20 protein-coding genes are annotated in these 20,138 nt (G+C 73.1%); 9 read left to right on the top strand and 11 right to left on the bottom strand.

Going from position 1 to position 20,138, the window contains the following annotated elements:
• Window positions 1–92: 92 nt before the first annotated feature.
• Window positions 93–1,778, top strand: coding sequence for a hypothetical protein (locus tag QCD68_RS07015; protein ID WP_301222514.1), 1,686 nt, complete (start codon window positions 93–95; stop codon window positions 1,776–1,778).
• A gap of 126 nt (window positions 1,779–1,904) precedes the next feature.
• Window positions 1,905–3,263 (top strand): peptidoglycan DD-metalloendopeptidase family protein, encoded by a 1,359-nt coding sequence (locus QCD68_RS07010; protein WP_290156345.1) that lies wholly within the window; start codon window positions 1,905–1,907, stop codon window positions 3,261–3,263.
• Between the two features lie 85 nt (window positions 3,264–3,348).
• Here the strand turns inward: QCD68_RS07010 and QCD68_RS07005 are convergent, their stop codons facing one another.
• Genes QCD68_RS07005 through QCD68_RS06980 form a run of 6 tightly spaced genes read right to left on the bottom strand, consistent with a single transcriptional unit; the run spans window position 3,349 to window position 6,416 of the window.
• Window positions 3,349–4,164, bottom strand: coding sequence for an aminoglycoside 3'-phosphotransferase (locus QCD68_RS07005; RefSeq protein WP_301222513.1), 816 nt, complete (start codon window positions 4,162–4,164; stop codon window positions 3,349–3,351).
• Window positions 4,165–4,167: 3 nt separating this feature from the next.
• Window positions 4,168–4,749 (bottom strand): hypothetical protein, encoded by a 582-nt coding sequence (locus tag QCD68_RS07000; protein ID WP_221850069.1) that lies wholly within the window; start codon window positions 4,747–4,749, stop codon window positions 4,168–4,170.
• A complete protein-coding gene (locus tag QCD68_RS06995) occupies window positions 4,746–5,444 on the bottom strand; it encodes a hypothetical protein (protein ID WP_301222511.1) in 699 nt (232 codons plus the stop codon). The genes QCD68_RS07000 and QCD68_RS06995 overlap by 4 nt, the downstream gene beginning before the upstream one ends.
• Complete coding sequence (locus QCD68_RS06990) at window positions 5,441–5,782, bottom strand: hypothetical protein (RefSeq protein ID WP_301222510.1); 342 nt, start codon at window positions 5,780–5,782, stop codon at window positions 5,441–5,443. The genes QCD68_RS06995 and QCD68_RS06990 overlap by 4 nt, the downstream gene beginning before the upstream one ends.
• Window positions 5,779–5,970, bottom strand: coding sequence for a DUF2273 domain-containing protein (locus QCD68_RS06985; RefSeq protein WP_111075900.1), 192 nt, complete (start codon window positions 5,968–5,970; stop codon window positions 5,779–5,781). The genes QCD68_RS06990 and QCD68_RS06985 overlap by 4 nt, the downstream gene beginning before the upstream one ends.
• Window positions 5,967–6,416, bottom strand: a complete 450-nt coding sequence (locus QCD68_RS06980; protein ID WP_301222509.1) for an Asp23/Gls24 family envelope stress response protein — start codon at window positions 6,414–6,416, stop codon at window positions 5,967–5,969. Before QCD68_RS06980 ends, QCD68_RS06985 begins: the two co-directional genes overlap by 4 nt.
• Window positions 6,417–6,562: 146 nt before the next feature.
• Here QCD68_RS06980 and QCD68_RS06975 point away from each other — a divergent pair, with 146 nt between their 5' ends.
• The 3 genes from QCD68_RS06975 (at window position 6,563) to QCD68_RS06965 (ending at window position 11,142) form a co-directional block, all read left to right on the top strand.
• Entirely contained in the window at window positions 6,563–7,399 is an 837-nt protein-coding gene (locus QCD68_RS06975; RefSeq protein WP_301222508.1) for an exodeoxyribonuclease III, read from the top strand.
• Between the two features lie 97 nt (window positions 7,400–7,496).
• Window positions 7,497–9,338: a hypothetical protein gene (locus tag QCD68_RS06970; RefSeq protein WP_301222507.1), complete on the top strand. Its 1,842-nt coding sequence runs from the start codon at window positions 7,497–7,499 to the stop codon at window positions 9,336–9,338.
• A gap of 43 nt (window positions 9,339–9,381) precedes the next feature.
• On the top strand, window positions 9,382–11,142 hold the full coding sequence (locus QCD68_RS06965; protein ID WP_301222506.1) for a hypothetical protein: 1,761 nt from the start codon (window positions 9,382–9,384) through the stop codon (window positions 11,140–11,142).
• A 326-nt stretch (window positions 11,143–11,468) separates the two neighbouring features.
• On the opposite strand, the gene QCD68_RS06960 is transcribed toward QCD68_RS06965, so the two are convergent.
• Window positions 11,469–12,392, bottom strand: a complete 924-nt coding sequence (locus QCD68_RS06960; RefSeq protein ID WP_301222505.1) for an AEC family transporter — start codon at window positions 12,390–12,392, stop codon at window positions 11,469–11,471.
• A 61-nt stretch (window positions 12,393–12,453) separates the two neighbouring features.
• Here QCD68_RS06960 and QCD68_RS06955 point away from each other — a divergent pair, with 61 nt between their 5' ends.
• Together QCD68_RS06955 and QCD68_RS06950 are read left to right on the top strand one after the other, a co-directional pair.
• Window positions 12,454–13,044, top strand: a complete 591-nt coding sequence (locus tag QCD68_RS06955) for a nitroreductase family protein (RefSeq protein WP_111075894.1) — start codon at window positions 12,454–12,456, stop codon at window positions 13,042–13,044.
• A gap of 21 nt (window positions 13,045–13,065) precedes the next feature.
• Window positions 13,066–13,827, top strand: coding sequence for an HAD-IIB family hydrolase (locus QCD68_RS06950; RefSeq protein WP_111075921.1), 762 nt, complete (start codon window positions 13,066–13,068; stop codon window positions 13,825–13,827).
• A 73-nt stretch (window positions 13,828–13,900) separates the two neighbouring features.
• Here the strand turns inward: QCD68_RS06950 and QCD68_RS06945 are convergent, their stop codons facing one another.
• Window positions 13,901–14,524 carry a phosphoribosylanthranilate isomerase gene (locus QCD68_RS06945; protein ID WP_301222504.1) on the bottom strand — a complete coding sequence of 208 codons (624 nt, stop codon included), beginning with the start codon at window positions 14,522–14,524 and terminating at the stop codon, window positions 13,901–13,903.
• Between the two features lie 70 nt (window positions 14,525–14,594).
• On the bottom strand, window positions 14,595–15,650 hold the full coding sequence (locus tag QCD68_RS06940) for a serine/threonine-protein kinase (protein ID WP_221850061.1): 1,056 nt from the start codon (window positions 15,648–15,650) through the stop codon (window positions 14,595–14,597).
• A gap of 222 nt (window positions 15,651–15,872) precedes the next feature.
• Here QCD68_RS06940 and QCD68_RS06935 point away from each other — a divergent pair, with 222 nt between their 5' ends.
• The gene (locus QCD68_RS06935; protein ID WP_301222503.1) at window positions 15,873–16,070 is read left to right on the top strand and encodes a DUF2945 domain-containing protein; all 198 of its coding nucleotides are present in this window, start codon (window positions 15,873–15,875) and stop codon (window positions 16,068–16,070) included.
• A gap of 28 nt (window positions 16,071–16,098) precedes the next feature.
• Here the strand turns inward: QCD68_RS06935 and QCD68_RS06930 are convergent, their stop codons facing one another.
• Window positions 16,099–16,812 (bottom strand): DedA family protein, encoded by a 714-nt coding sequence (locus QCD68_RS06930; protein ID WP_301222502.1) that lies wholly within the window; start codon window positions 16,810–16,812, stop codon window positions 16,099–16,101.
• A gap of 40 nt (window positions 16,813–16,852) precedes the next feature.
• Complete coding sequence (locus QCD68_RS06925) at window positions 16,853–18,013, bottom strand: ROK family protein (RefSeq protein ID WP_301222501.1); 1,161 nt, start codon at window positions 18,011–18,013, stop codon at window positions 16,853–16,855.
• Between the two features lie 61 nt (window positions 18,014–18,074).
• Here QCD68_RS06925 and QCD68_RS06920 point away from each other — a divergent pair, with 61 nt between their 5' ends.
• Window positions 18,075–19,760 carry a beta-N-acetylhexosaminidase gene (locus tag QCD68_RS06920; protein ID WP_301222500.1) on the top strand — a complete coding sequence of 562 codons (1,686 nt, stop codon included), beginning with the start codon at window positions 18,075–18,077 and terminating at the stop codon, window positions 19,758–19,760.
• Window positions 19,761–20,138: the final 378 nt, after the last annotated feature.

Genomic DNA, 20,138 nt, shown 5'->3' with positions numbered 1-20,138 from the left:
GACCGCCGTTCCGCGCCCACCCGGCTGTGCTGTGCACTCCCGCAGGGCGCACTGTCCGGCTGCTCCGATGCCGACGCCGGTACGCTCCGGTCATGCCCCTCGCCCGTCCGCGGGACGGCGTCCGACCGATCGAGGCCGGCGACCGCCGCCCGCGATCCGCCCTCGCCCGGGCGGTCGCGCACGAGGCCGTCGGAGCGGTGCTCGCCCTGGTGCTCGCGGTGGTGGCGCTGCGGCACGTGCTCGCCACGGCGCGGGTCACGCTGCTCTGGTACGACGGCGACTCGGTGCTCCTGCCGCTGGTCGCACGCTCGATCGCACTCGGGCAGCCGTTCGAGTGGGCGATGTCCCCGGCGCTGTTCTTCTTCCCCGAGCTGCCGGTGTACCTGGCGACCGCGGCGGTGACCACGACACCGCAGCAGGCGCTGGCGCTGAACGGGGTGCTCGTGCTGCTCGCCGTGTACGCGCTCGTGCGGGGGGCTGCGAACGAACTCATGCCGTCGGCCACGCGACCAGCACGCGTCGCCGTGTCGGTGATCGCCGTGGTCCTGCTCACCATGCTCGTGCTGACGGAGTCGTCGGCGACCGCGACCTCGCTCGAGCTGGCCTCGCTCCTCCTCACCACGACCTACTACTACGGCGCGGTGCTCGCGATGCTCGGGACCGCCGTCCTGGTGCTCCGGGCGGTCCGCACCGGGCGAGCCTCGGTCCCCGTCCTCGTCACGCTCGGCCTCGTGGCGGCGCTGAGCACGGCCTCCAACCCGCTGTACGTGCCGTGGTCGGCGGCACCGGTCGTCGTCACGCTGGCGCTGCTCGCACTCGCCCGCCGCGTGCCCTGGCGACCGGCAGTCTGGGTGGCGGCGACGCTGACGCTCGGTGCGGTCGTCGGGTACCTCCTGCGGATCCCGCTGCGGCCCTTCGTCTCGCTCGACCCCTCGACCTACGTGCACCCGGAGCAGGCCGGGGCGACCGCGGCCTTCTTCGCGTCGCTCACCGACGACCGGGCGGCGTCGGCGGCCGGGGACGCCGGGCTGCTCCTGATGCTGCTCGGGGTGCTGCTCAGCGCGGGCGGCACGGTCTGGGCCTGGCGTGCACGGACCTCCCGGACGGTGCTCGTGGCGACCGCGCTGCCCCTCGTGACCATCGTGGCGGTGTCCGTCGGGGTGGTCGTCGCCGGATCGGAGACGCCGCGCTACCTCGAGCCGGTCGTCGCGATGCCGCTGCTCGCCGTCGTCGCGGTGTGCGAGCTCACCCGCACCGCGGTCCGCCGGACCCGGGTGCACCGACCGGTGCGCGGCCTGCGGACCGCGCTGGCGGTCGCCGCGGCAGCGGTGCTCGTCCTCGGCGTCGCCGTGACGCCGGGCACCGTCCGGGCCGTCGCCGTGGCGCGGTACACCCCGGTGACCTGCCTGGACCGCTGGGTCGACGCGCAGCGGAGCGACGGGCGCGACCCGGTCGGCGTCGGCCAGTTCTGGACCGTGCGTCCGCTCGCCGCCTACGCCGAGCAGGACGTCCGGCTGCTGCAGGTCCGCGACTCGTTCGACACGTACCCGTGGCTCGTCGACCTCGGCGCCTACCGGGACGCGCGACCGGACTACGTCGTGATCGGGTCCGGGGACGTCTGGACCACGCCGGTCGAGGACTCGCTCGGCCGCCCGGCGACGATCACGCACTGCACCGGGTACGACGTCTACGACTACGCGGGCACCCGGGGCGCGGAAGTGCTGCGGCAGCGGGTCGTCGGGTCGGCGGAGCAGATCCTGCGCGACCGGGGGTTCTGAGCCCGGCCGCCCGCGGGCTCAGCGACGGGGTACTCGTCCTCCACAGGCCGATCTGCGTGCCCGAGTCCTCCACAGCGGAGCGTCGCCGCAGGGTTCCACCTGTGTGGATGTATAGGCTCCGTTCCGATGTCTCGCTCCGTGGTCCCCGCTCCCCGTCCCCGCTCCGCCTCGGCGGGCCGTCGACGCCTGCTCGCCACCGCGCTCGCGATCGCCGGCCTGGTCGGCTCGCTCGTGCTCGACGCGCCGGTCGCCCAGGCGGCCTCGTACCCGTCGTGGGACGACGTCGTCGCGGCCCGGGGCAAGGAGTCCGCGAAGCAGTCGCAGATCGTCGAGATCCGCGGCCTCATCGCGGAGTTGTCCGACAGAGCCGACGCTGCGAAGGCCGAGGCCGAGCGGCTGGGGCAGGTGTTCGAGGCCGCGCAGCGCAAGGCGCTCCGTGCGGCCGAGAAGGAGCAGGCCCTCCGCGACGACGCCGAGGAGCACGCCGAGATCGCCGAAGCGAGCGCCGCGCAGGCCGGCCGGTTCGCCGCGCAGATGGCCCGCTCCGGCGGCGCCGACGTCACCACCAGCGTGATCACCGGCGGCGAGGATTCCCGCGACCTGCTCTACGACCTCGGGGCGCTGAGCAAGCTGTCCGAGCAGGCCGAACGCGTCGAGACCGCGGCCACCACCGACGCCTCCGTCGCCCGGTCCCTCACCGCCCAGGCCGACCGGGCCGCACTCAAGCTCGCGGACCTGGCCCAGGCCGCGCAGGACCGGATGGGCGAGGCGCAGGCCGCATCCGACCGCGCGCAGGCCGCCACCGACGAGCAAGAGGGCAACAAGTCCCGGCTCGAAGCGCAGCTCACCTCGCTGACCTCGGGTCGCGCCACGACCGAGGCGCAGTACGAGAAGGGCGAGCGGATCCGCAAGGCGGAGGAAGAGCGCAAGCGCAAGGCGCTCGAGGCCGAGATCGCCCGTCAGCTCCGTGCCCAGCAGGCTGCGGCCGCCGCAGCCGCCGCGAACCAGGGCGGCGGCGGCGGTGGCGGTTCGTCCTCCGGTGGTGGCGGTGGCGCCCCCGTCGGCTCGGGCTCCGGGTCGGGCTGGGTCCGTCCCGCCGGCGGCTGGATCACCAGCGGCTACGGGGTCCGTGTGAACCCCTACACCGGCGCGGTCGCCATGCACGACGGCCTCGACCTGGGCAGCGGTTGCTCCACGCCGATCGTCGCCGCGTCCGCCGGCACGGTCGAGTACGTCGGCCGCTACGGCGGGTACGGCAACTACGTCCGCATCGACCACGGTGGCGGCGTCAAGACCGCGTACGGCCACATCGTCGACGGCGGCTTCCGGGTCTCCCCCGGGCAGCAGGTCGGGGCGGGTGCGCTCGTCGCCCTCGTCGGCTCGACCGGCAACTCGACCGGCTGCCACCTGCACTTCGAGACGCACGTCGGCGGCGGCACGGTGAACCCGGTCGGCTTCATGGCCGCACGCGGGGTCGGCTTCTAGACCGCGTCGGGCTGCGCGGCCCGGCCCGTCACCGCGGCCCGGCCCGTCACCGCGGCCCGGCCCGTCGTCGCGGCCAGTCGTCCGGTCAGGGCCGGGAGGCTCCTGCCGCACCCCGCGGGTCGTCCACGTCGTCGACGTCCAGCTCCCACAGCATCCGGTACCAGGCGGTCCGGTCCCGGTCCTGCGGCAGCCCGTACGCCTCGTGGAACAGGTCGTCCCAGCCGGGTCCGTGGTTCCAGCCGAGACTCATCGACGCCACCGCCAGGTCCGCCCACCGGTCCGCGACCCCGAGGGCGCCCAGGTCCACGTGCCCGACCCACCGGCCGTCGTCGCCGACCAGCGTGTTCGGCGTGCAGGCGTCCCCGTGGCAGATGACCAGCTGGTCGGTCTCCGGCGTCGACCCCATCGCGTCGACGTCCCGCCCCGCTGCCAGTGCACGGTCGACCCGTTCGTCGGTCGACCAGACGAACGGACAGGCGGCCACGGGCAGGGTCTCGTGCAGCGCCCGCAGCCCCTCACCGACCGCGATGACCGCCGTGCGCGGCTCGTCGTGCCACCGCGGGTCGACCGCGCTCCAGCCGACGACGGGCCGGGTGACCATCCAGGCGCCGGACCCGTCCGCTCCGTGGTCGACGACCTCCGGCACGGTGAGCCAGCGGCCGGCCCACTGCAGGCGCGCGACCTCCGCGGCGACCCACGGTGCGTAGTGCGGCGGGACCCACTTCACGTACCCCTCGGCACGGTCGGGGGACGGTCCGATCCGGAAGGTCTTCCCACCCGCGGTGTTCACCCACACCGGCACGAGGGTCCGGCCGGCGGCGAGCTCGGCGACGGCGTCCGGCACGGTCACCGGCGCGTCTGGCTGCCCGCCACGGCCGGCGAGGTCGTCGGTCGGCGCCACGGCTCAGCGCACCCGGTCGGGCCGCGACGATCCGCCGCGGACGATCCGGAGCAGCACCGGCAGTCGCTGCCCGAGCAGTGCGTCGAGGTCGCGGACGACGTCCTCGACCCGGTCGACGACGTCCCGGGGTGGTGCCCCGCGGCGGGTGCGGACGACGATCCGGACGGCGGTGCGGCGGCGGACGCGGCGGACATCGACCGCCAGGGACGCGACCTGCGGCAGCGGCGTGATCGCGGCCGAGAGGGCGTGCTCGACGGCGGCCGCCTCGATCCGGACCTGCCCGGGCAGCCCGCCGTCGGGCCCGTCGTCCTCGAGCACGGTGCCGGTCCGGCCACCCCCGATCGAGCCGAGGACGAGGAGCGCGAGGACGCCCAGGACGACGGCCCCGCCGAGCGCCCACCACCACGCCGAGGTGTCGGCCGCACCGGTGCGGAGGCCGCCGAGCGTCCGGTCCGCTGTCGTGCGCCAGACGTCCGCCGCGGCGGGCAGCAACTGCACCAGCACGGCGGCGGTGCCGAGCGCCAGGAACACCAGCCCGACCAGCACCAGGACGACGCGGCCGAGCGTGCGGTTCGTGCCGTTCATCCGTCGATCCGACCGGTCGAGCGGACGCGCACCCGGGCAGTGAGCGGCGGGACGGCGTCGACTGCGGCCAGTTCGCGCTCGACGGCCTCGGTGGCGGCGACGACGGCGACGTCCAGGCCGGAGGCCGGCAGCAGGACGACGTCGAGTGTCAGTCGGCCGACCGAGCCGACGGCTGCGTCCGGCGCCAGGCGGGTGGCCGAGCGTGCGGCGCGGGCCGCGGCGGAGGCCAGGACCTCGTCGTCGACGACCACGCCGAGTCGGGCGGAGCGGATCGTGTGCCGGGGTCGACGCGCGGGCAGGACCCCGCGCAGCAGGAACCAGAGGCCGAGCAGGGCGATCGCGGCACCGATGGCGACGACGACCGCGTCGAGCAGACCGCCCGGGACACGGACTGCGGCGTCCACGACGGCACGGGGGTCGACGCCGGCGATGCGCTCGTCCAGCAGCGCCACGACCGCGGCGGTCCCCACGGCCGCGGCGACCACCAGGAGCAGGACCATCGCGACGACGACGGTGGGGGTCCGGGGCGCCGAGGTCTCGCGACGGACGATGCGGCGCAGGAAGCGATCGGCGTCTGCCGGTGGGGCCTTCGTGACGAGCGCCGACCCGGGCGCGGCACTGCTCCCGTCACTCGTGCTCGCCGGACGCGAGTCTGCCGAACCCGTGCCTGCCGGACGCGTGTCTGCCGGGCTCACCGGACCCTCCGCGGCACGTCCAACACGGCGGACGAGAACGTCACCGAGACGCGCTCGACCTTCCGTCCGGTGATCGTCCGGAACCGCTCGGCGATCGCGGCACGGGCCCGGTGCGCCGTCGCGAGGACGGGCTCGTCGGGGACCGCGTGCGAGCCGAGCGCGGGCAGGGTCAGCGGGCTGGTGACCTCGACCGCCAGTGCACCGCGACCGTCGTCGACGACCCGGGCACGGACCTCCCGGAGGGGTGCACGCAGCGCCTCAGCGGCGATGGCCTGCGCGGTGTGGACGAGGGCAGGCGTCGCGATCCGGTCGGTGCCGGGCAGCGCGGCTGCGCTCACGAGGAACTCCGACGCCCGCGGAGGACGTCGAGGAGACGACGGACGTCGACGTCACCGCTGACGATCCGCCCGATCAGCCCACCGAGTGCGATCGCGACCGCCACCACGACGAACGCCCAGAACCCGAGCGTCAGGGCGACGACCGCCAGGACCGCCCCGACGGCCATGCCGACGACGGTGGTGTTCACCGGACACGCGTCTCGGGCGCGGCGGCGGGAGCGTCGAGTGCGGGGATGTCGACGTCGATGATCGCGATGTTGACCTCGGTCACCTGCAGTCCGACCAGGTCGGTGACGGCGTCGGTCACCGCCTGCCGGACGGCGGAGGCGACCTCCTGCATCGGCATCGGGTAGGCGACGACGAGCGTCAGGTCGACCGCGGCCTGGGTCTCGCCGACCTCGACGCGGACGCCCTGCCCGAGGTCGCTCGAGCCGATGGCGTCGCGGATCGCGCCGAAGGCCCGCGCGGTGTTGCCCCCGAGGGCCACCACGCCGGGGACGTCGCGAGCGGCGATGCCGGCGACCTTGGCGACGACCGCGTCGTCGATGACCGTGCGGCCCTTCGCGGTCACCTGGGTCGTGGTGCTGCCGGTGGTGGTGCCGTCCACGCGGTCGGAGTCCGCCGTCGTTGCCATGAGTGCCTCCTGTGGTGCTGGTCGGATGTGCGTCCAGGGAACACCCTGCCACCGGAGCGCGCCCGCGGACAGGGGGCGGGCCTCCTGGGCGGGTGCCCCGCTGCTGTCGGGGCGGGCGTTCGGCCGCTCCCGGTAGGTTCGATCCCATGCGCGTCGCGACCTGGAACGTCAACTCCGTCCGCACCCGAGTCGGCCGGGTCGTCGACTGGTTGGTGCGGGAGGACGTCGACGTCCTCGGCATGCAGGAGATCAAGTGCAAGCCCGAGCAGTTCCCGGTCGAGGCGTTCGAGGCCGCCGGCTACACGGTCGAGGCGCACGGCCTGAACCAGTGGAACGGCGTCGCGTTCGCCAGCCGCCTGCCGATGGCGGACGTCACGCGGGACTTCCCCGGCCAGCCCGGCTTCCTCAAGGGCCAGGAGGGTCCGGACCTGCCGGTCGAGGCCCGTGCCATCGGCGTGACGGTCGAGGGCGTCCGGCTGTGGAGCCTCTACGTCCCGAACGGCCGCGAGCTCGGCGACCCGCACTACACGTACAAGCTCGACTGGCTGGCGCAGTTGGCCGACCGGACGACGGAGTGGTTGCAAGCCGAGCCCGACCTGCCCCTCGCACTGATGGGCGACTGGAACGTGGCCCCCTTCGACGACGACGTCTGGGACGTCCGGGTCTTCGAGGGCTCCACCCACGTCAGCGAGCCCGAGCGCGCGGCGTTCCGGGCGTTCGAGGAGCGCGGGCTGCAGGACGTCGTCCGCCCCCTCGTGCCGACCGGCTACACGTACTGGGACTACAAGCAGCTGCGTTTCCCCCGCAACGAGGGCATGCGCATCGACTTCGTGATGGGGTCGCAGGCGTTCGCGGACGTCACCGTGGGGGCCACGATCCACCGCGACGAGCGCAAGGGCGACGCCCCGAGCGACCACGTGCCGGTGTCGGTCGACCTGGACCTCGACACGGTGCTCGACGACGACCGCCCGATGATCTTCTGATCGGCGTCGATTCCCTCACCGTCGATGTATTTTACATTTGACATGAGAGAGTAGTGATCCTGACGACCAGCACCCCAGCTGTTCGGGAAGGACCACAGTGCACAACCGACCCACCCTCGCGGGCGCCACCGCCCTCGTCGCGACCATCGCCTCCGGACTCGCGCTGGCGGGCACCGCCGACGCCGCCCCCGCCGACACCACCGCGACGAAGGCGACGACGACCACCGCGGCGCACGACTCCCGAGCGCAGCGCGAGATCATCCCCGAGTACCCGGACATCCCGGGTTCCACGACCCTGCTCTACACCGTCAACGGCGAGTGGGAGACCGAGTACGGGCAGGACCTGCCGCTCTGGGTCGTCCCGGACGACGACGACGACATCGACAACGACGTCCCGATCGACCTCTCGCTGCGCTCCAGTCACGACGGCACCCTGACGGTCGTCGAACACGGTGATCCCTACGACCCGACCGACGACGCCGTCGTCCTCGAGACCCCGGTGGAGGCCGGCACCAGCGACGTCTCGTTCGCGGTGCCGGACAGCAACTGGGACTACTCGATGTACGTCGTCACCGCGGACGGGCAGCGCACCCGGCCCGAGCGGTTCACGCTCGCCGTCGGCGGTCAGGACGTCCAGGACCTCGCCGGGACGTACTCGGACGTGGCGGGCAGCACGGACGAGCGGATCACCGTCACCGGCTCGACCTACGCGAACGAGCGCGTCGAGATCGTGACTGACGACGGCGAACGGTACTCCACGCGCTCGCGAGAGGACGGCCGATTCGGCATCAGCTACTTCGGGTCGACCGGCCGCACCCAGGTCATCGTCGAGCACAACGAGCTCACCAACGGCACCCAGGTCGTCCCGTTCGAGCAGGTCGAGCCGGGCGAGGGCGACCCGTCCCTGGTGTGGCCGATCGTGGACCTCGGGGACCTCCGCTCCCTGTTCGGTCTCTTCGTCGGCGGCGAGGAAGGGCGTGAGAGCGCGTACCTCACCAGTGCGTCCAGCGCGAGGCTGCAGTGGCGTCTCGGCCCGGAGGACATCGCGGGCAACAACGCCGTGGGGTGGTCGATCCCGAACGTCGACGTGTCCGGACCGATCATCCTCGAAGGCAACACCTGCGTCACCGCCGGAGACGACGGTTCGCTCCGTTCCGCGGCCTGCATCCGTGCCGAGGACGGCGACCCGAGCCAGACCTTCACCGCGGTCCTGCGCGACGGCGACACGCTGCTGCGCCTGGCATCGGACGAGTCCCGCTACCTGACCCTCGGCGCCGACGGCATGATCGTCCTCGGTGACGAGGCCGACGCGGCGGTGCTCGCCTACGTCGACCAGTACGAGTCCTCGTGGTCGGTCGACGAGCCCGCCCCGTCCGTGGCGGACCGCTCGGTCCGGCTGTCCGGCACCGCGATCCCCGGTGCCGTCGTCACGGTCGACGGCACCCCCGTCGAGAACGGCACCGGCGCCCGGTCGGCGAAGGACGCGCGTGCGATCGCCGCGGGCGGTTCCTGGAGCACGACGCTGCACGACCTGCCGATCGGACAGGCCCGCACGTTCGAGGTCCAGCAGCTCATCGACGGCGTCGTCGTCGCCCAGAGCGAGCAGACCGTCCGCATCGACGCCGGAGACCTCTCGGGCGTGACCAGCGCGTTCCGCGACGACGTCACCCTCCCGGCCCAGATCACCGGCGACGCCGAACCCGGGGCGACGATCCAGCTGCTCGACGGCGGGGTCCCGGTCGAGGGTGCCACGACGACGGCCGCGGCCGACGGTGACGCCGCCGGCTCCTTCGTGCTCGACGTGCCGGCTCCGAACGCAGCCGGTCCGCACGAGTTCGCGGTCGTGCAGGTCCTCGACGGCGCCGCGGTCGGGACGCCGACCACGGTGACGATCGACTACGGCGCCGGTGTCACCGTCGACGCGCCCACCGCGTCCTGACCCCACGGCCGACAGCCCCCCCCCTCACCTCGAAAGGCCTTCCGTGAAGTACCGCCCGTTCCTCCTCGGCACCGCCGTGCTGACCGCCGCCCTGTGCGCCGGGACCGCCACGGCGCCGGAGACCGCCACCGCGAACACCACCGGCGCGCAGACCAGCGCCACCATCCCCCAGCTCCCGGTCATCCCGGGCAGCAGCACCACCATCACCGCCGTCGACGGTGCAGCGCCCGAGAGCACCTCCGGCGACCGGCCCCGCTTCGACGTCGACCGCAACGACGTGACCGCCACGATCGAGTCCAGCGCCGCCGGAACCCTCACCGTCGTCGACCGCAACGACCCGTGGAACGCCGACGACGACGAGGTGGTCGCCACGACCGCCGTCACCGCGGGCACCGCCGACGTCGAGTTCACCGTCGAGGACGGGCGGTGGGACATCGACGCCTTCGTGGTGACGGACGACGACCGCCAGACCAGCCCCGCGCACGCCACGGTCCGCAAGGCACTCGCCGAACCGGAGGACCTGAAGATCTGGCAGAAGGGCAGCGCGGGCAACCGCCGCCAGACCGTGATCGGGACCACCTACCCGGGTGCACGGATCCGCGTCGTCGACGTGTACGACAAGGAGTACCGCACGACGGCACGTCCGGACGGCGTCTTCGGGCTCTCGTTCGCCGGCGAGTTCTCCATCGCCACGGTCTTCATCGCGGTCGACAACGACGAGATCGCCGCGACCCCGCAGCAGGCTGGTGCGCCTCCTGTCGGACCGACCGACCCCACACTGGTCTGGCCCATCGTCGAGGACAAGGACCTCCGCGGTGGCCGCGCCCTCTTCACGAGCGCCACGGCCGGCGAAGCGGTCGCGCTCGAGCCCGTCCGCTCCGGCGAGGGTCTCCTGCAGGAGATCACGTGGGACTCGAAGCCGACTGAGCAGGCCACGGCCAAGACGCTCTCGTGGGCGCTCCCGAAGACCGGCACGACCGCGCAGGTCGTCGTGAACGGCAACCGCTGCGTCCAGCCGGCCAGCAGCGCGGCGTTGGACGGACGGGTCATCCTCTCGACCTGCCGCACCAGCGACCGGGCCCAGCAGTTCACCGCCGTCGAGCGGACCGGCGGCACCGTCCTGCAGTCGCGGTCGAACCGCGACTGGTACCTCGCACTCGGCGACGACGGTCGTGTCGTGGTCGGCTCGTCGGACGACGCGGCCCAGCTCGCCGCCGAGGACGACTACTCCGACTCGTGGTCCGTCGAGGACCCCGTGGCGGACGTCGCCGATCGGAGCATCACGCTGTCCGGCACGAAGATCCCCGGAGCGACCGTGACCATCAACGGCGCACCGATCGACTCCGTCGCCACCCGTGCCGCGGGTGACGACTCGACGTGGACGACCACGCTGCGCAACCTGCCGGTCGGGGTGGAGCAGACGCTCGTCATCGAACAGCTCATCGGCAGCTCGATCGTCGGCCAGGAGGAGCGCACCGTCCAGCTCGACGCGGCCGACCTCGCCGACGTGGCCGACCGCTTCGACGAGGACGTCACCCGCCCCGCGCAGGTCACCGGCACGGCCGTCCCCGGCGCGACCGTCCAGCTGCTCCGCGACGGTGCACCGGTCGGCGACCCGGTCACCGCAGGCGACGAGGCAGCGGGTGGCGCGTTCACGGTCGACGTGCCGGCCCCGAACGCCGGCGGCGTGCACACCGTTACGGTCGAGCAGCTCCTCGACGGCATCGCGGTCGGCCCGGACCGGTCCGTGGACCTCGACTACGGCGCCGCCGTCAGCATCGAGGGTGCCGAGCGCGGCCGCTGACCGCGACGCAACCGCGGTGCACCGGCCTGCACCGACGAGCGACGGGAGGCGCGCACCAGCCGGGTGCGCGCCTCCCGTTGCGTCGACCGGCCGCCTCGACTGCGCCCGGTCGACTCCGACCGGTCGGCGCCGCTTCCGGCGCCCCGACACCCCGCTCACCTCCGCCGAGCGGTCACGATCTGTCGCTCCGGCCGGCCGGGACCGACACTTCGTGACCACTCGGCGGCAACCCGACGGCGCGTCAGGCGGCCGGCGGCAACCCGACGGCACGCCAGGCGGACGGGAGGCGCGCCCCGGCCCCGCCACGCGCCTCCCGCCAGCCCCGTCTACGGGTGCAGCAGCGCCGCGATCCCGACCAGGACCGGCACCGACCCGACGGTCGTGAGCAGCACCACGTCCCGCGCCACCGGCACCGCGGCGCCGTACCGCTGGGCGTAGTTGAAGACGTTCTGCGCCGCCGGCAGCCCGCCCAGGACGGTCAGGACGAACACGTGCTCGGCGTCCAACCCGAACGCGTACCGGGCGAGCAGGAACGCGACCGTCGGCATCACCAGGAGCTTCACCCCGCTCGCCAGCAGCACGTCGACCCGGGTGGCCGCGTCCTGCAGCGGTGCGGCGCCGTGCAGGTTCATCCCGAACGAGAGCAGCACGACGGGGACCGCGGCGCCGCCCACCAGGGCGAAGGGTTCGAGGACCGGGTCGGGCAGCTGCACCCCGGTGACCGAGCAGAGCAGGCCGAGCAGCGACGCGATGATGAGCGGGTTCGACACCGGCCCGAGCACGCGGCGTCGCCACCCGCCACCGGAGGCCGTGGCCGCGTCGAGGACGGTCAGGGCGATCGGCGCCATCACGACGAGCTGCAGCATGATCACCGGCACCACCGCGGTCGCCTGCCCGAGCACGTACACGGCGACGGGGAGCCCGATGTTGTTCGCGTTCGAGTACGAGGCGGCGAGCGCTCCGACGGTCGTGGTGGTGAGCGGACGCCCGAGCACGAGTCCGAACACCAGGGCGGTGCCGGCGGCGACGGACAGCGCGGTGATCGCGGAGACGGCGAGCATCGGGGAGAACAGCGTCCGGACGTCGGCCGTGGCGATCGTGTGGAACAGCAGGCACGGCATGAGGACGAAGAACGCCAGCCGGCTCAGCACGAACTGCGCGTGGGGTCCGAGGAGTCCGGCGCGACCGACGCCGTAGCCCGTGACGATGACGGCGGCGATGATCGCGAAGCCGATCAGGACGCCACTCATCCTGCCCATCTTCGCAGGCCCGGACGGAAATAGCCGCGCGCAGGCGGTTGTTCCGGCAACCATGACCACGCAGACGACGCTCTCCCGCTCCACGGACTCCAGCCAGCCCCTCGTCCCCCTGCTCGAGGAACGGTGGAGCCCGCGCTCCTACGACGAGACCGCGACGATGACGGACGCGCAGCTCGACGCCGTCCTCGAGGCCGCCCGCTGGGCCCCGTCCGCGATGAACCTGCAGCCCCGCCGCTTCGTCGCCGCCCGCCGTGGCACGGACGCGTTCCGCAAGGTCACCGAGAACCTGCTCGGCTTCAACGCCGCGTGGGCGTTCCGCGCCAGCGCGCTGGTCGTCGGGATCCTCGAGACCACGAACGAGGACGGCGAGCCCCTGCGCTTCGCCGAGTACGACCTGGGCCAGTCGCTCGCGGCGCTGACCGTCCAGGCGCACGCTGAGGGCCTGCACGTGCACCAGATGGCCGGCATCGACGCCGCGGGCCTGTCCGCCGCGTTCGACCTGCCCGAGCGCTTCGTGCCGTTCACCGTCACCGCGGTGGGCACCGTCGCCGACCCGTCGGTCCTCGACGAGAAGGCCGCCGAGCGTGAGGTCGCCCCGCGTACCCGCATCCCCCTCGACGAGGTCGTGCTCGTCAAGGAGTAGCCGCCTGGCATGATCGAGGGCATGCCTGCACCTCGCCTCGTCGCCTTCGATCTCGACGACACGCTCGCCCCGTCGAAGTCCCCGCTCGATCCGCAGATGCTCGAGACCTTCGCGGCCCTGCTCGAGGTCGTCCCCGTCGCCGTCATCAGCGGCGGGAACTTCCAGCAGTTCGAGCAGCAGCTCGTCACGCCGCTCCGGAAGCGACCGGGGCTGCGCCTCGACGACCTGCACCTCATGCCGACGTGCGGTACCCGGTACTACGCGTGGGAACTGGACTGGACCCTGCAGTACGCCGAGGACCTCACCGAGGACGAGAAGGCCCGCGCCCTCGCCGCGGTGGAGGCGCAGGCGAAGGCCGCCGGCTACTGGGAGTCCGAGACCTGGGGCGCGATCCTCGAGGACCGCGGTTCACAGATCACGTTCTCGGCACTCGGCCAGTCGGCTCCGGTGGACGTCAAGAAGCGCTGGGACCCGACCGGTGCGAAGAAGGACGACCTTCGTCGTCTGGTGCAGGCCGAGCTGCCCGACCTCGAGGTCCGATCCGGCGGCTCCACGAGCATCGACATCACCCGCAAGGGCATCGACAAGGCGTACGGCATGCAGCGCCTCGCCGAGCTGACCGGCATCGCCCTGTCGGACATGCTGTTCGTCGGCGACCGGCTCGACCCGGAGGGCAACGACTACCCGGTCAAGGCCCTGGGCGTGCCCACGCACGCGGTCGAGGGCTGGGAGGACACCGACGCGTTCCTCCGTGAGCTCATCCCGACGCTCCGCAAGGCCTGACGAGCGCTCCGCACGGCCTGACGAGCAGGGACCCGGCCAGGAGGCCCGCCCCGCGTCTCAGAGACCGCCCGCCTCAGGGGATGCTGCGGACCGCCTCGACGAACGCCCGGATCGCGCGGACGTCCTTGACGGCGCGTTCCGACTCGACGCCGCTCGAGACGTCGACGCCGTCGGGGTCGAGGCGCTGGACGAGCCCGGCGACGTTCTCCGGGGTGAGGCCGCCGGCCAGGATCCAGGCCTCGTCGACGGTGCCGGTCAGGGTCGCCGGGTCGACGAGGTGTCCGCTGCCGGGGACGGCCGCGTCGAGCAGCAGCAGGTCGTGGTCGAACGCGGCGCGCTGGTCGGCGGTCTCGGCCAGGTAGTCGGCGGCGGCCAGGGCGCGGATCGTGAAGAAGCCGGCGTCGCGGGCACGGGCGAAGTCGGCGGCGGACTCGCGGCCGTGCAGCTGGACGGTGGTGAGCCCGACGGCCGAGGCGATGCCCACGACCTCGTCGATCGGCTGGTCCCGGAACACCCCGACGGCGTCGATGCCCTCCGGCAGGCGCTCGACGAGCTCCTTCGCGGTGTCCGCCGTGACGGTGCGGGGGCTGCCGGCAGCGAAGACGAACCCGACGGCGTCCGCACCGGCCTCGACGGCGGCGTCGACCGTCTCCGGGGTGGAGAGGCCGCAGATCTTGATCCATCGCTGGTCGCTCATGCACCCATCCTGCCTGATCGGCCCCAGTGGACGAGCCCGACCATGCTCGGACCGTCCGGCCAGGTCCTGGTCAGTGCAACGCGCCGACGACGTAGCAGCCGACGCAGGCAGCGGCGACGGCGAGCGCCGTGGCCGACGCGGCCAGGACGTTCCGTCGGCGCCAACGCCGCACCACGTCGAACGTCCCGCGCCGGGCGTGCCGGTGAGCGGCCCGGTGCATGCGGTGTTCCCTGCGGCGGACCTCCCGTTCGGGCCCCAGCGGCACCGGTCCGGTGACCTGCGTCGACCCGCCCCGGAGGGCACGCGCGACGGCGACAGCCGTGGGCCGACGTGCCGGGTCGCGGGACGTCATCAGGGTGAGCAGCTCCCGCCACTCGGACGCCACCGAGTCGGGGACGTGCGGGTCGCGACGCAGTCGGGCGAGGGCGGCCTCGATGACGGTGCCGGAGTACTCCTGGTCGCCGGTCAGCGCCTCGAGCAGCACCAGGCCGAGCGAGTAGACGTCGGTGGCGTAGCTGATCGGTTCGCCGGCGACCTGCTCCGGGGACAGGTAGGCGGCGGTGCCGATGATCGTGCCGTCGTTGGTGAGCCGTGAGCCGTCGACGAAGTGCGCGACCCCGAAGTCGGTGAGCTTGACGGTCCGGACGAACCCGGAGGCGCCCTCGTCGCTCAGCAGGATGTTCGCGGGCTTGACGTCGCGGTGCACGATCCCGCGGGAGTGCACGTAGGCCAGGGCGTCGGCGAGCTGTGCGCCGAGGTCGGCGACCTCGTAGTTGTGCAGCGGCCCCTCGGCCAGGCGACGCAGCAGGGTCGCGTCGGCGATGAGCTCCATCACGATGTAGCGGTGCGGGCCGTCCTCGAAGTCGTGCGTGCCGGCGTCGTAGAGCGGGATCAGGCCGGGGTGCGAGAGCATGCTGAGCAGGCGGATCTCGCGCTCCTGGCGGACCCGGTCGGCCGTGGTCATCCGCTCGGGGGTCGCGAACATCTTCACGGCGACCGCGCGGTAGGTGTGCTCGTCGCGAGCCTCGTACACGGAGCCCATGCCGCCCGTGCCGATCAGCTTGACGAGGCGGTAGCGTCCTGCCAGGACGGTGTCCGCTCGTGCGCTGCCGATGGCCATGCTCATGGTGTCGTTCGATCCTCTGGGAGTTCGGGGACCGCGTCGGTGATCGCGGTCTGACTCCTCTGCCACGGTACGCGCGGGCCTGCCGATCCGAGGCGGGGTTACGCGAATGTGACCCGTCTTCGCGTCCCCGGTGCGTAACCGGGATGGTGTCGGCGACTGCCGGGGGTGCCCGGGTACCGTCCGGGCTCCGGACAGCCGGTCCGGACGAGGCGGGAGGCCGAGATGCGCAAGGGCGACGAAGTCCACTGGAACACGTCCCAGGGGAAGACGACGGGCAAGCTCGTCGAGAAGAAGACCGCGGACTTCGAGTTCGACGGTCAGCACTTCAAGCCGACCGACGACGACCCGTACTGGATCATCGAGTCGGAGAAGTCCGGCAAGCAGGCCGCCCACAAGGAGTCGGCGCTGACGAAGGCGTAGGGCCCCTTCCCGCGACGCGGTCGGTCCGCTACTCCGACGCGGTCGACCGCGCTGCGGCCCGGCCTCGTCGGACCCGGCGGACGACGAACGCCACCACGATGACGACGACCGCCGCGTACACGGCCCGGTCGATCCAGTCGGTGTAGGCCTCGATGCGCTCGTACTGGGTGCCGAGGGCCGCACCACCGAGGACCAGGACCGAGTTCCACAGCCCGCTGCCGAGCACCGTGAAGAGGGTGAACGTGCCGAGGTGCATCCGGTCGGCACCGGCGGGCAGCGAGATCAGGCTGCGGACCACGGGCACCAGGCGGCCGAAGAACACCGCGCTCTTGCCGTGCCGGTGGAACCAGGACGCGGCCTTCCGGAAGTCGTCCTCGTCGACCAGCGGCAGCTTGCCGAACCAGCGGACGGTCCGGTCGAAGCCGATCACCGCGCCGAGCCAGTAGAGCACCAGCGCCCCGAGGTACGACCCGGCGGTCGCCAGCACCAGCACGAGCGTCAGGTCCATCCGGCCGGCACCCCCGAGGAACCCGGCGAGGGGCAGGATCACCTCGGACGGGATCGGCGGGAACACCGTCTCGATGAAGAGCATCAGGGCGACGCCCCACTCCCCCATCGCGTCGATGACCTGCAGCACCAGGCCGGTCAGCCCACCGATGTCGGGGTCCGGTCCACCCCCGGAGCCGGAGGATGCGGTCAGGACGCCGGTGTGGGCGACGGTCGAGGGCACGGCAGTCGTCATCCGCCAAGCCTGCCTGAGCGGGCTGACAGACTCCGGTGCGCTAGACGACGCCGGTGCGCAGCTCCGCCCCGAGCCCGAGCCGCTCCGCCCGAGCCGTCGCCAGGGACCGCGCCACCGCTCCGCGCGACACCGCGTCCCGCCCGAGGCCCGACGGCACGACCGGCACCCCGGCGGCGCCCGGCAGCCCCAGACCCGGCGTCCGCTCGAGTTCACCGGCCAGGGCGGTGCAGAACTCCTCGCCGTCGGGCAGCACCTCGCCGCCGACGACCACGACCTCGGGGTCCACCGCGGCGACGAGCTGCGCGACCCCGGGGGCGACGTCCGCGGCGAGCGCCCGCACGGCGGCACGGCCGTCACCGGCGGCGGACGGGAGGTCCGAGCCGGAGCCGGTCCGGGCCTCCAGGGCGCGTGCCGCAGCCGGCCACCCGGTCGCGGCGATCCCACCGACCTCACCGGCGGCGCCGTGGGCTCCCTGCGCGACCGTGCCGCCGACCACCAGGGCCGCACCGATCTGTCGCCCCATCACCAGGAGCAGGCCGTCGCGGACGCCGTGCAGGCGCCCCCAGGCGGCCTCGGCGCGGGCGGCCGCCTTCGCGTCGTTCTCGAAGACGGTGACCGCGTCGGGGACCAGCGCGGCGATGCGGTCGGTGATGCCGCCGCTCTGCCACTCGGGCGCGGCGACGGAGTGCACGATGCGGCCGGCGCGGTCGATGATCGCGGGGACGCAGACGGTGACGGCGAGCAGTCGTCCGGGCGGCAGGGTGCCGACCAGGCGGTCGACGACCTCGCGGACGGCGTCCACGGCCTGCTCGACCGGGGCCAGGGTGGGGGCGAACTGCTCGGTGCGGGCGACCGGGTCGCCGTGCAGGTCGGCGAGGACGCCGACCACGGCGTGCAGGCCGAGGTCGATGCCGAGCACCAGTCCGGATCGCGCGTCGATGCGGAACCGGCGGGCGCGGCGTCCGGCGCGGTTCGGGGTGGCGACGGCCTTGAGTTCCTCGACCCAGCCCTCGGCGACCAGGTCGGTCAGCGCGGCCTCGACCGTGGGGCGCGTCAGCCCGACGGCGGCGACGAGTTCGGTGACCGTCCGGGAGGCCCGCCCCGGGTCCCCGACGTCGGGTCCGGCCCGGAACAGCTCGGCCAGGACCGCGCGGGAGTTCATCCTGCGGAGCAGGGCCGGGGAGCTGCCGATCGTTGACATGCTCGAGTGCGTCGCCATAATCTCCACATTACGAAAGACCGTTGAGGAATGGTGAACCGACATGCTGATCCCCCGACCGCGATCCCGGAACGACTCGTCCGGCACCTTCACCATCGACGAGCGCACACGCGTCCGCGCCGAGGCCGCCACCGAGTCGACCGCACAGTACCTGCAGCAGGTGCTCCGAGCCTCCACGCGGTTGCCGCTGTTCGGCGCGGACGACGCCGACGCCCCCGTGATCGCGCTGACGATCGCCACGATGCCGGAGGACCTGCCCGCCGGGCCGGGTGACAGCCGCGAGGAGTCCTTCCGCCTGACCGTCACGCCGGACGGGGTCACCGTCGAGGGCGGCGGCCCGGCCGGTGTGTTCTACGGTGTCCAGGCCCTGCTGCAGCTGCTGCCCGCCGACGTGTACCGCCGCGGGCAGGTGCGCACGGCGGCGTGGACGCTGCCGACGACGGTCGTCGAGGACGCCCCCGCGTTCGCCTGGCGCGGGGTGATGCTCGACGTGGCCCGGCACTTCCGGACCAAGGCCGAGGTCCTGCGCGTCATCGACCAGCTCGCGGCACACCGGATCAACCGCCTGCACTTCCACCTCACCGAGGACCAGGGCTGGCGCATCGAGATCACGAAGTACCCGCGCCTGACCGAGGTCGGCTCCTGGCGCCGCGAGTCCCAGGTCGGCGCCCACGTCCCCGACGCCGACGGGGTGCTGCAGGTCGCCGGGTACGACGGCCGCCCGCACGGTGGCTTCTACACGCAGGACGACATCCGCGAGATCGTCGCCTACGCCGAGGACCGCTTCGTGACCGTCGTGCCGGAGATCGAGACGCCCGGACACGTTCGCGCCGCCCTCGCCGCCTACCCGGAGCTCGGCGTGCACCCTGAGCGTCGGGTCGGGGTCTGGACGGAGTGGGGCATCGCGCACGACGTCCTCAACGCCGACGACAGCACGGTGCAGTTCTTCAAGGACGTGCTCGACGAGGTCATCGCGCTGTTCCCGTCCGCGTACATCGGTCTCGGCGGCGACGAGTGCCCGAAGGACCAGTGGGAGGACGACCCGCGCACGCAGGAGCGGATCCGGCAACTCGGGCTCGAGGACGAGGAGCAGCTGCAGGCCTGGATCGTCGGCCAGCTCGCGGCCCACATCGAGTCGCACGGACGCCGGGCGTTCGGGTGGGACGAGATCCTCGAGGGCGGCACGCTCTCCCAGTCCGCGACCGTGGTGTCCTGGCGCGGCATGCGCGGTGCGGTCACGGCGGCCCGTCGGGGGCACGACGTCATCTCGACCCCGGACGACCAGGTGTACCTCGACTACCGGCAGAGCGACCTGCCGAACGAGCCGATCCCGGTGTCGATCGTGCTCACCGTCGACGACGTCTACGCGTTCGACCCGGTGCCCGAGTCCCTGACCGAGGCCGAGCGGGCGCACGTGGTCGGCGGGCAGGCGAACATGTGGACCGAGCACGTGGACACCGTCCGACGGCTCGACTACCAGCTGTTCCCGCGCGTGGTCGCCCTGTCCGAGGCGCTCTGGTCGGCGGACGTCGCCGGCCCGCGCGACGTCGCGGACTTCCGGGAGCGCCTGACCGAGCACCTGGCACGCCTCGACGCGCTCGGCATCGAGTACCGCCACGAGTCCGGGCCGCTGCCGTGGGAGGAGCGCCCGGGCGTGCCGGGTCGCCCGAGTTCCCGCGAGGAGCGCGCAGCCTACATCGACGCGGTGACGGCCAACATCGCCGGGTAGCTGTGGTCCTGCGGGTAGCTGCGCCGGGTAGACGTGCCGGGTCCCGCCGGCCTGCCCCGACCGGTCACGACACCCCGCTCACCTCCGCCGAGTGGTCACGAACTGTCGGTCCCGCACCTCCAGAACGACACTTCGTGACCCCTCGGCGCCAGGCCCCGGGCGTGTCCCACGCCTCCAGAACGACACTTCGTGACCCCTCGGCGTCAGCCCCCGGGCGTGTCCCGACGCCCGACGGGCCCCGCCCGACGGGCCCGGCCCACGACGGACGGGAGGCCCGGTGCCCGCGGGGCGCACACGCTTAATAAAAAAAACGCGCCCACCAGCCCAACCCCAAAATCACGGTGGCGGTCGTGTGCGAGGATAAAAAATGAGGGGGGG

Source organism: Curtobacterium sp. PsM8, assembly GCF_030433875.1.
GTDB lineage: Bacteria > Actinomycetota > Actinomycetes > Actinomycetales > Microbacteriaceae > Curtobacterium.
The sequence above is the reverse complement of the archived record's forward strand: the minus strand, read 5'-3'. Positions and strand labels throughout refer to the sequence as shown.